This window comes from Acidimicrobiia bacterium, from assembly GCA_016650365.1.
Taxonomy (GTDB): domain Bacteria; phylum Actinomycetota; class Acidimicrobiia; order Spongiisociales; family JAENVV01; genus JAENVV01.
Genome location: JAENVV010000160.1, coordinates 1 through 10,757, shown reverse-complemented (window position 1 = coordinate 10,757; position 10,757 = coordinate 1). Strand labels below are relative to the sequence as shown.

Below are 10,757 nucleotides of genomic sequence, written 5' to 3'. Positions count from 1 at the left end.
GCGCTGCCGAGGGGTTGGTAAGTGGCTATTGAAGGCTGAGTGGAGAGACGGACTGACGCGTTGGTCACTTCCCATGAAACGGTCATCGTTGGAGGCGGAATCGCCGGGCTCGCCTGCGCCCGCCGACTTCACGATCGACAAGGTCCTTTTCTTTTGATCTCTGAGTCCGTCGGAGGCCGAGTCCGCCGGTCGGCCGACGGCACGGCCAATCTTGGCGCCTATTACGTGCGGGCCGATTACACCCACGTCAACCAATTTGTCGATCGGGGCCGTCGCATCAGAAGGCGGGATATTCTGCGGGGAGTCGGCGCAGAATCGTTCAGTAGAAGTGACCTGCCGCTCTTCAAGCATGTACCAGAGACAGTCCGGTTTCTCCGACTCATGAGCGAGTTTCGGCGCCACTACGCCTCATTCCAGCGGGAGTGCGAATACACGTCACAGGAAGCCGTTATCGAAGCGAGTACCTATTTGCGAGAACTGTACCGCGAACCGGCCAATGAGTTCATTGCCCGACATCGGATCACAACCATTGCCAGGACCTATCTTGCCCCGGCAATACATGGAACAGGGTTTACCGACGTTGATGGGCTGAACGCCTTTACGCTCCTGGTCGCAGTTCTTCCGACCGTTATTCCGATGTTTGAGTACACATTCCGCCCCGAGGTTCTCATGGACGGTTTCGAACGGCATTTGTCGGTTGATTCGGTCACGAGCATTTCCCGGACGAATGACGGTTATTCGATCCAGACTCGAAGTGGTGCTATCTATGCGGCTCACAATGTGGTGCTCGCCACTCCCACGGGTGTTTCTGGGAAGTTGCTCGATCTCGGACCGGTGAAGCAACCGATTTCAGCCCATATGTTCCTTGTGAGAGGCACCTTGCTTCCACCGTGGGCAACAACAATCGTCACACTCTTCCCACCAGGGGAGACAACCTTCGGTATTGCCAGGCAGGTCGATGGTTCAACTGTGTTTTGTTCGGCGTCAGACAAGCCTGATTTCGCCAGGTACTTCAAGGCCTGGACCGTGGTCGAGCACGTCGCCTGGGATCCGGCGTTCCACCTGGTCGGCGATGCACTCCTCAAATGTGAACAAGGACCCCGTCTGTTCGTTGTCGGCGATCACAACGTTTGTACCTTGGAGGATGCCTATCTCACCGGACTGTATGCCGCCAACCGGATTCTTGACCGTTAAGCCGGTACCGGAATGTCTCGTGCCTAGGTGAGGAGTTCGGTTTCGTCTCGTTTCCGCCAATGTAGCTGGTCAGCTTTGCGTTGATATTTGCGCTGGTCGGGTTGGACCGGACGCACCAGTCTTCGACGGTATGAGTTCTTAGGTGCCGAGCTTGGCCGTTGGTCCTTCGGACCCGGTGGCACCGTCCTGGGTAGGAACCATCGCCACGAGGCGGGGGTAGGCGAGGGCTGCTGCCAGAATCGTGGCAACTCCACCCAGTCCCAGACCATATCGTGGTCCGATGTGTTCGCCGATCCACCCGATGATCGGCCCGCCGATCGGGGTTGAGCCAAGGAAGGCCATTGCCCAAAGTCCCATGACTCGCCCCCGCATGTTTGGCTCGGAGGCGAGTTGCAGAGTGGCGTTGCCCAATGCCAGAAATCCGATGCTGGTTGCGCCAAGTATCGCCATGGCCACCAAAGTGATGGTCAGAGTCGGCGAGAAAGATGTGAGAAGTTGGGTAACTCCGAAAAGGGCGGCCGTTCGGGAAAGTGCGACGGCCGGTCGTCCCCGGCGAGAAGCAGTTACGAGACCCCCAACGACGGCTCCGCCACCCATGCAGGCGGTCATCGTCGCGTAGGTTCCTGCGTCGCCGCCGAACGTGAATTTGGCAAGGAGCGGCAGAATCACCTGGAACTCGTAGGCGAACATGCCGATGACGGCCATCATGACGAGCGGCGTCAATACGGCTGGTGTCGACCGTACATAGTGGAGGCCTTCTCGAAGCTGTCCAGCCCGCCGGCCCTGTGGTTCTATTGTGTGCAGTTCAGTGGTGCGCATGATGAGCAGAGCGACGATGACTGCAAAATAGGTGCTGGCGTTGACCAGGAAACATGGACCGAGTCCGACGGTCACGATGAGAACGCCGGCTGCAGCCGGACCGAGCACCCTGGCCAGATTCACCAGGACCGAGTTCAGGCTTACCGCACTGGTGAGGTGATCGCGATCCACCATTTCAAGGACGAAGGTTTGCCGGGTCGGATTGTCGACGCTTGCTACGAGGCCCAGTAATCCCGCCAGGACATAGACCATCCAGAGTTCCACAAGATCGAAGACAACGAGTAGCCCGAGTGCAGTCGCGAGTACTGCCGCAGCGATCTGAGTGATGAAGAGCAGCCGACGCTTGTCAAAGCGATCTGCCACAACGCCACCCAGAGGGGCCAGAAGAAGCATTGGAAGGAACTGCACCGCTGTGACCAGTCCGACGGCCGTTCCGCTGCCCGTCAGTTCAAGAACCAGCCACGATTGGGCAATTCGTTGCATCCAGGTACCCGACACCGACAGTGTCTGGCCGATGAAGTACAAACGGAAGTTTCTAATGGTCAAAGCCGAGAACGCTCGGTTGACCCATGGAGGAGAGTTCATTCGTCGGCAGCGATCCGGTCGAGCAGTGCCATGGCTTGCACGAGAGTGCTGATTTCGGAGTCCTGCATGCTGGCTAGTCGGGTGGTCAGAAAAGCCGTGCGCAGTTGGCGGGCGGCGGCGAGGATGGTGGTGGCGGTTTCCGTTGGCCGCACCAAGGTCGAGCGAGCGTCGTTGGGATCGGGTTGGCGGTCGACGAGTCCGCGTTCTTCCAGCCTGCCGACAATGCCAGTGACGCTTGGTGCCGATATCTTCTCAATTGCGGCCAACTCGCCCATTCGGAGAGGTCCGTGCCGGTCCAACGTGAAAAGGATCGAACGTTGCGACGGCGTAAGGTCGCCGACCGATTCTTGCCTGAGACGCCGGGCAAGTCGCCCGATCGACAGTCGCAATGCGGCAGCGATTTCTGCGGGATCAATATGTGGATGCGTCTGTCGATTAGAGCTCACTTAGCCATGCTAATCAAACCCGCACTCGACCCCGACCTGACCTTCGGCAATGTCCAACAACTGCGCCAGCGTACGGGCACGTGCAGGCCTCGTCCCAAGCCGGTTGGTCGGGGACGGCAGGGGTAGCTCGAAATACTTCCCCACTCTGCTCGCGAAAGCGGTTGTGATCGTCTGGGTGGCAGCCAGATGGTTGCCTGGGATCCGGCGTTCCACTGGTAGGCGATGCGCTCCTCAAATGTGAACAAGGACCCGGCCTGTTCGTTGTCGGTGATCACAACGTTTGTACCTAGGGGGATGCCTATCTCACCACTACTGTATGCCGCCAACCGGATTCTTGACCAGTCTGCTGGTACCGGAATGTCGCACGTGCCATAAGCGACGGCTGTTGGCTATTTTGTTGCTGGAGTGTCGGCCCAGCGCCTCGCCTTGTATCCAGAATCTGCCTTGTGAGTGATCACTGAGAGTGGTATTATCGAACTCGGGTAGCGTCTGGGAGGACAGCCATGGGAGGCTGGACAACCTTCGTGCGTGATACGCGCGGAGTGGCAATGACCGAATTTGCGATCATCATGCCGATGTTGTTTGCGCTCGTCTTTGGCATCATCGAATTTGGTCACTTCGTTGCCTATTCAAATGCCGTTGAGACGGCCGCTCGTGAAGGCGCCCGGTACGGGTCGGCCGTTGGGATCGGGCCAAATGGGATTTCGCAGTACGTTGATTGCCTCGGAATCCGCGATGCCGCCCGGGCGAAGATCAACCTGGTCACGATCAACAATCCCGACGTGTCGGTTACGTATGACGAAGGTCCGGGAACAGGTTCCGAGCCATACAATTGCAACTTCGGGCCCTTCCCAGCGGTATCTGACGTCGCTAACGGTGGGCGGGTCGTCGTGGCAATCACCGTTCCCTACGATCCGCTCCTAAACAATATCCCGTTGGTCGGTCAATTCTTGAATGGTATTTCGGTGACCGCCGTCGACCGGCGTTCGATCTACCCGGGGAACGTATGAACGATCGGGGCGCTTCTGCGGTGGAAATGGCTCTACTCATGCCGATCATGTTGTTGATGGTGCTCGGGTTGGTCGACTTTGGAAGGGCAGTTCTTGGCCACATGGCGATTGAGGAGGCGGCCCAGGAGGGCGCCATGTTTGCCAGTTATCACGGCACGGACGCGGGGGACACTGCGAATGACATTGTCGAGGCTGTACGGCTCTCGACCAGCTCGATCACGATCGCCCCGAGTGATGTCACGGTGGTTTGCTCTGGCAAGGTCGGCGGTGCCCAACTGGCGGCCTATCCGACGGTATCAGTGACCGTCTCGACCTCCATCATGCCGATCACGCCCCTCGTGTCCGGGTGGCTTCCGGGCGGTATCCCGCTGGTAGCTGAAGCCTCTGGAACGGTCTTTACCCAAGCTTGTTTGGCAACTCCATGAAACGCTTTATCGACTCCGAGGTGGGCGCGACAGCCGTTCTCGTTGCATCCATGATGATGCTTTTTCTCTCGGTACTGGCATGGGCGATTGACGGTGGGGTTGCCTATGACGAGCGTCGAGACACCCAAAGCGCCGCCGACATGGCGGCCCTGGCGGCGGCCTTTGCCGGTCCCGATTGTGAAAATGAGGATTGGCAGGTCGCCGGCTTGGAAGCTGCTGCAGAGAACGGTTTCAACAACGACACCGTAACCAACACCGTGACGATTACAAATCTTGCCCCGTCACCGGGTTTCGGCCCGTATGAGGCAAGGGTCGAAAGCAACCAAGAAACATTCTTTGCCGGAGTTCTCGGTGCAGGTTCGACGACGGTGGCCGCAGAGGCAGTAGCGAATTGCGTCCGGCAGTCGGGACTTGGCGGATACGCCGTCTTTGCCTCTGCCACCAACTGTCCTCCAAACGAACTCAAGATCAACGCTTCGGGGATCACGATCTACGGCGGGGTTCACTCCAATGACGATCTCCTACTCACTGCAATGGCTGCCACGCCCGGCCAGGTGGACGGCGACATCACCTGGGTCGATTCGGCCACTATCAACAACGTCACTCCGATCAACGGTGGGACTGCCTACCAATGGGACGTCGCCACCAACGGCTACCCGCCCACCCCGGGCGGATGGGACATCGATGACTATCGACCTACCGCAGGGCCGGTAGCTCCACTCGCCGGACCCGACAATCTCAATAGCCTTGGCTACCACTATTACCCAACGGATGTCACGCTAAGTGGTTCTCTGGCCGATGGGATCTACTTTGTGGACGGCAAGCTCACCTTGAGTGCAATCACCGTCAACTCTGGGACGTTTGTGGCGACCGGTTTCATCAAGCTGCAAGGAGTTGCCAACACGGTTACGAGTCCGTACGACTCGACTGGACTCGGTTTGTTCTCGAATAATCCGGGCGTGCCGGACTGCACCGGTGGCGACCTCGCGATCGAATGGTCTGGATCCAGTCACGTGTGGTCAGGAGCCCAATATGCCCCTAACGGGCGGATCGACATGAGTGGCGCCTCGAACTCCTCAGTCAATGGATCGATCATTGCCTATCGGATTGATTTGTCCGGTTCAGGCGTCAGTATCACCTATGACGACTCGTTCACCGGTGTTGAAGTGACGTCTCTTAGGCTCGAAAAGTAGTTCTTCGAGTGGTTCCAACCTTTTCTGCTTGGCCCGGCCAGAGGTTTCGGCCGGCCCAGGCCATCTAGGCTTCTTCCAATGAGCTATCGGCCCCCGCTTCGTGACATTTTGTTCGTGATGAACGAACTCCTCGGTCTGAGCGAGTTGTTGACTCTTGAACCCTTTTCGCACGTCGATGCCGACGATGTTGCCGGCTTGTTGGCTGAGGCGGGACGATTCAACGCCGAGGTGGTCGCCCCCCTCAATCAGATCGGTGACCAACAGCCGAGCGCGCTAGACCCGGAGGGCAACGTCACGACCCCGCCCGGGTTTAGGGAAGCTTACCGGCGCTATCAGGAGGCTGGCTGGACAGCGATCCAGTTCGATCCCGACTACGGCGGTGGTGGCCTTCCCTGGCTGGTTGGGATCGCCAACCAGGAGTTCGCCACGTCAGCCAACATGGCCTTCTCATTATGTCCGATGCTCAGTCACAGTGCGATTGAGGCGCTCAGTATCCACGGCTCTGAACAGCAGAAAGCCATGTTTCTCGAGAAGATGATCACGGGAGCGTGGACCGGGACCATGAATCTCACGGAGTCTCAAGCAGGGACCGATGTCGGAGCTTTGATCACTCGTGCCGTCGCCCGTGACGACGGAACTTATGCGATTACCGGCACCAAGATTTTCATCACCTGGGGTGAACATGACATGGCCGAGAACATCATCCACCTGGTGTTGGCCCGTCTCCCTGATGCACCACCGGGAACAAAAGGTATCAGCCTCTTCATCGTTCCGAAATACCTCGTCAACCCTGACGGCACGCTTGGCGCCAAGAACGACGTTCGGTGTGTGTCCCTCGAACACAAACTCGGGATCAAGGCCAGCCCGACCGCGGTCATGTCATTCGGTGAGGCCGGGGGAGCGGTTGGTCACCTGGTCGGTGAGCCTCACCAGGGAATGCGCTACATGTTCACCATGATGAACAACGCCCGACTGACGGTCGGCCTTGAGGGTCTCGGGATCTCGGAGCGGTCCTATCAACAGGCCGTCGAGTATGCCAGGGAGCGCATCCAGGGCACCGCGATCGAATCGGGTGAGCCGACCGTCATCGCCAACCACCCCGATGTACGGCGCATGCTGATCACGATGAAATCGAGCATCGAAGCCATGCGAGCACTGATCTACCTGAACGCCAAAACGATCGACGAGTCCCACGCCCACCCTGATGAAACCATACGAAGTCAGGCCGGCGAACTCGTGGCGCTTTTGACTCCGCTCTCAAAAGCATGGTGTACCGATCTGGGTGTCGAATTGACGTCTCTCGCTCTTCAGGTGTTCGGCGGCATGGGCTACGTCGAGGAGACCGGGGTAGCCCAGCACTGGCGCGATGCCAGAATTGCTCCGATCTATGAGGGAACCAACGGCGTCCAGGCGGTCGACCTGGTGTTGCGAAAGCTCCCGATGAGCGGAGGAGCGGTCATCGAGCGGATCTTGTCGGACATTCGCGACACAGTTGAGGTCCTCAAGGATGCCGAGCTATTCGGTATGGCCGAGCATCTCGGTGCGGCCGTCGAGACGGTCAGCCAGGTAACCGAGGAGCTTCAAACGGCGACCGTGGCCGACCGCCTGGCAGGGGCCACCCCGTATCTCAGGATGCTGGCGACCCTGGTCGGTGCCTGGCTGATGGCGCGGGGCGCGTTGGTGGCCAAAACCCGACTTGACGCAGGGGTGCCAGATGCGAGCTTCTACGACGCGAAACTGGCCACGGCCACGTTCTTCGTGTCGCAAACCTTGCCAACTGCCATGGGTCTCCGGTCCTCAGTCGAAGGAAGCGTTGACGACCTGATGGCTGTCCCGCTCGACCAATACTAAGGTTCGGTCTTATGAGCAACGTACAAGAAATCCCACAGATGGTCAGCCAGCTGGTCGACCTCTCCAAGCAGTATGTACGCCAGGAGACGATCGAACCCGCCAAGCGCCTCGGTAGGGCGGCGGGAATGGGCTTGCTAGCCGCCGTGCTGTTCGCGATCGGCGCGGTGATGCTCTCGATGGCGACGCTGAGGACGATCTTGGGGGTCATCGGAGATGGGCCCATTGCGTCGGCTCTCGGTTACCTGATCGCCATGGGTGTTCTCATCGCGGTAATTGGGATTCTCGGATGGAGGATGAAGCGGAATGTCGAATAGCAACGGGGTGACCGTCGAGGACATTCGGGCCAAAGCCCGTGAGGTCGAAGAGGCTGTCAAGCAGACGCAAGAGACCGCCAAACAGGGAGCGACTTGGGCAGTCGGAGGACTCGTCTTGCTAGTCCTCGTTGTTTTCTTCCTCGGTCGACGCCGCGGTCGCAAGGGTGGCGCCATCGTCGAGGTCTACAAGGTTTGATTCGTCTGAGTCTGATCGTTTCGGACCCGGTCCCCGCAGCTTGATGACGTATTTGTCGCCTCGATCGAGACGGTAGCTCGCCAATAACTCGCGCTTGGGAGGTTTGCGAAGCATCGCCAGCACCACGGCCCCGACCCCGAGCGCAATGATCTTTTGATCCCCGGTGCGGAACCCTCGCATCAGGCGTTCGATACCAAATCCAACCAAATTCATGCTTTTGAGCCTATCTCGTAGGATGTCAACCTTATGCACAACGACAACATGAGAAAAATCATCATCTGGGTCATCGTTCTCGCCATGGTGCTCGTCACCTTCGCCAGTGCCGTTTCGGTTTTCGGAAACTAGGTGGATTCCCCGAGATTCGAAAGTGGCGATGTCGCTCTGATCATTGATTCAAAGTCGCGACGATACCTCGTCAAGCTCGACCCGAATGGGCAGTTTACGACCCACCAGGGGACGATCCCCCATGTCGAGCTAATCGGGTCGCTTCATGGGACGATGTTTGAAACCCCCTCCGGCGGCAAGTTCATCGCGCTCCCGCCCAAACTCACCGATTACATCTTGAAGATGAAGCGGGGAGCTCAGATCATTTACCCGAAAGACATCGGCCCGATCCTCGTGTACGGGGACGTCGCTCCCGGTTCGGTGGTTCTTGAGGCTGGGACCGGGTCTGGTGCACTCACCATGGCTCTGGTACGGGCGGTCGGCCCCACGGGTAAGGTCGTGAGCGTTGATCGGCGGGAAGACCACGCTGGTCAGGCTGAAAAGTCCATTTCCAGGTTTTTTGGGGGCCTTCCGGACAACCTGGAACTGAGAATCGGCGAGGTCGAGGATATGATCGCCGAAGTCGGTCCCGATCGGTTGATTCTGGACCTTCCTGAGCCCTGGCATGCCGCCGCCATCGCGGCCAAGCATCTTCAGCCCGGCGGGGTTTTTTGCTCGTATGTTCCAACCGTTCCACAGATGGAACAGACCGTCACGGCGCTCAAAGCAGCCCACGCATTCACCGATATCATGAACTTCGAAGCCCTGATCCGAACCTGGAATGTCGAGGGGCGCTCGGTGCGGCCCGACCATCAGATGGTCGGGCATACGGGATTTCTGACCGTCGCCCGTCGGGTTCAGTCCTGGGGTGGTGGTGCCGATGAGAGTGAGGAAGAATGAATGCGTGCATTCCTCCCATTGTCGGTAGGATGGCACACTCAGAAGTGATGAGGAGAACAAAACCATGAAGGTGTGGATCGATCAAGACCTTTGCACGGGGGACGGCCTGTGTGAAGAAATTGCCCCGGACGTGTTCGTCTTGCTTGACGACGGTCTTGCCTACGTCCGCGAAGGCGCCACCATTTTCGCCAAAGCCGAGGGCAATCCCGAAGGTGCGGCCGGTCTGGCGGTAGTCCCCGCAGGCCAAGAAGACATCACCATCGAATCAGCTGAGGAATGCCCAGGCGAGTGCATTTTCATTGAGCCGTAAGGCACGCTGTCTTTTATAGGAAACGTCCGGCCACCGCCGGACGTTTCCCGTTAAAGGGGCGACGGCGCAGTGCCGACAAATACCTACGAGTTTCTTCGAATCACCCACGGAACTTTCAGATCCGTCCTAGGGTGATAGGAATGTCAACGAGCCTGTGATGGAGGTGAGCCATGACCCCTGAGAGCGAAAACGTCGAGGTTATGGCGCTGCGCGCCACCATTGGCCAACTTGAAGAGGAACTTTCGACGCTCCGCTACCGACTGCAAGAAACGCCGCGGCGGCTGCGCCTGCTCGAAGATCAACTTTTTGAAACCAAAGGCAACTTGCTGGCGGCAGCCCAACAGAACGACAAGCTGACGGCCGTCCTCCAGGAAGCCCGCGAGCAACTGGTCGTCCTCCGACAGGAGGTCGAGAAGCTGTCCGCCCCACCAAATCCGTATGGCTCCGTCGTGGGGGTTCATCCCGACGGTACGGTCGATGTGGTCACATCCGGACGTAAGCTTCGGGTGTCCGCTCAGCCGAGCATCGAAGTGAAAGAGCTGAAGATCGGCCAGGATGTTTTACTCAACGACGCGTTCAATATCATCGACGTCAGTGGGTTTGATCCGGTCGGTGACGTCGTACTCATCAAAGATCGACTCGATGACGGACGACTGGTCGTTCTGGCCCATTCCGACGAAGAGCGGGTTGTCACCCTGGCTGACTCCATGAAGGATGTCTTTATCCGGGTCGGGGATCACGTGCGCATTGAGCCACGCACCGGCATGGTGTTTGAAAAATTGGCCCGCCCCGAGATCGAAGAACTGGTTCTCGAAGAGGTGCCGGATATCGATTATGGGCAGATTGGCGGACTCGTAGAGCAGATCGAAGCGATCCGCGATGCGGTTGAGTTGCCATACCGTCACAAGGCACTATTCAAGGACTACTCCCTCGAAGCGCCTAAGGGCGTGTTGCTCTACGGTCCTCCTGGGTGCGGCAAAACGCTCATCGCCAAGGCAGTCGCCAACTCGTTGGCGAAGGCGGTCGCCGACGAGGGATCGGACGCCCGGTCCTACTTTCTCAACATCAAAGGGCCTGAGCTGCTCAACAAGTATGTTGGGGAGACCGAACGCCAAATTCGGCTTATCTTCCAGCGAGCCAAGGAAAAGTCGGACGAAGGTGTGCCGGTTATCGTCTTTTTCGATGAAATGGACTCGCTGTTCCGAACCCGTGGCACGGGCGTCAGCTCCGATGTCGAGTCGACGATCGTC

12 protein-coding genes are annotated in these 10,757 nt (G+C 58.5%); 9 read left to right on the top strand and 3 right to left on the bottom strand.

From position 1 onward, the window contains the following. Window positions 1–39 precede the first annotated feature (39 nt). Window positions 40–1,194 (top strand): FAD-dependent oxidoreductase, encoded by a 1,155-nt coding sequence (locus JJE47_09645; GenBank protein ID MBK5267683.1) that lies wholly within the window; start codon window positions 40–42, stop codon window positions 1,192–1,194. Between the two features lie 138 nt (window positions 1,195–1,332). On the opposite strand, the gene JJE47_09640 is transcribed toward JJE47_09645, so the two are convergent. Both JJE47_09640 and JJE47_09635 read right to left on the bottom strand, forming a co-directional pair. Next, complete coding sequence (locus JJE47_09640; protein ID MBK5267682.1) at window positions 1,333–2,598, bottom strand: MFS transporter; 1,266 nt, start codon at window positions 2,596–2,598, stop codon at window positions 1,333–1,335. After that, entirely contained in the window at window positions 2,595–3,044 is a 450-nt protein-coding gene (locus JJE47_09635) for a MarR family transcriptional regulator (GenBank protein ID MBK5267681.1), read from the bottom strand. Before JJE47_09635 ends, JJE47_09640 begins: the two co-directional genes overlap by 4 nt. Window positions 3,045–3,592: 548 nt before the next feature. Here JJE47_09635 and JJE47_09630 point away from each other — a divergent pair. From JJE47_09630 to JJE47_09610, 5 genes are all read left to right on the top strand, one after another. Beyond that, window positions 3,593–4,054: a pilus assembly protein gene (locus JJE47_09630; GenBank protein ID MBK5267680.1), complete on the top strand. Its 462-nt coding sequence runs from the start codon at window positions 3,593–3,595 to the stop codon at window positions 4,052–4,054. Next, window positions 4,051–4,479 carry a pilus assembly protein gene (locus tag JJE47_09625; protein MBK5267679.1) on the top strand — a complete coding sequence of 143 codons (429 nt, stop codon included), beginning with the start codon at window positions 4,051–4,053 and terminating at the stop codon, window positions 4,477–4,479. The genes JJE47_09630 and JJE47_09625 overlap by 4 nt, the downstream gene beginning before the upstream one ends. Beyond that, window positions 4,476–5,672, top strand: coding sequence for a hypothetical protein (locus tag JJE47_09620; GenBank protein MBK5267678.1), 1,197 nt, complete (start codon window positions 4,476–4,478; stop codon window positions 5,670–5,672). The genes JJE47_09625 and JJE47_09620 overlap by 4 nt, the downstream gene beginning before the upstream one ends. Window positions 5,673–5,750: 78 nt before the next feature. After that, complete coding sequence (locus JJE47_09615; GenBank protein MBK5267677.1) at window positions 5,751–7,523, top strand: acyl-CoA dehydrogenase; 1,773 nt, start codon at window positions 5,751–5,753, stop codon at window positions 7,521–7,523. An 11-nt stretch (window positions 7,524–7,534) separates the two neighbouring features. Next, a complete protein-coding gene (locus JJE47_09610; protein MBK5267676.1) occupies window positions 7,535–7,837 on the top strand; it encodes a phage holin family protein in 303 nt (100 codons plus the stop codon). 118 nt (window positions 7,838–7,955) lie between these two features. Here the strand turns inward: JJE47_09610 and JJE47_09605 are convergent, their stop codons facing one another. Beyond that, window positions 7,956–8,246 carry a hypothetical protein gene (locus tag JJE47_09605; GenBank protein MBK5267675.1) on the bottom strand — a complete coding sequence of 97 codons (291 nt, stop codon included), beginning with the start codon at window positions 8,244–8,246 and terminating at the stop codon, window positions 7,956–7,958. Between the two features lie 132 nt (window positions 8,247–8,378). Between JJE47_09605 and JJE47_09600 the strand changes: the two genes are divergently transcribed. The 3 genes from JJE47_09600 to JJE47_09590 form a co-directional block, all read left to right on the top strand. After that, entirely contained in the window at window positions 8,379–9,197 is an 819-nt protein-coding gene (locus JJE47_09600; protein ID MBK5267674.1) for a tRNA (adenine-N1)-methyltransferase, read from the top strand. Window positions 9,198–9,261: 64 nt separating this feature from the next. After that, window positions 9,262–9,507 carry a ferredoxin gene (locus JJE47_09595; protein ID MBK5267673.1) on the top strand — a complete coding sequence of 82 codons (246 nt, stop codon included), beginning with the start codon at window positions 9,262–9,264 and terminating at the stop codon, window positions 9,505–9,507. A gap of 170 nt (window positions 9,508–9,677) precedes the next feature. Next, window positions 9,678–10,757, top strand: a 1,080-nt coding sequence (locus JJE47_09590; GenBank protein MBK5267672.1) for an AAA family ATPase, incomplete at its 3' end; no start/stop codon positions are given.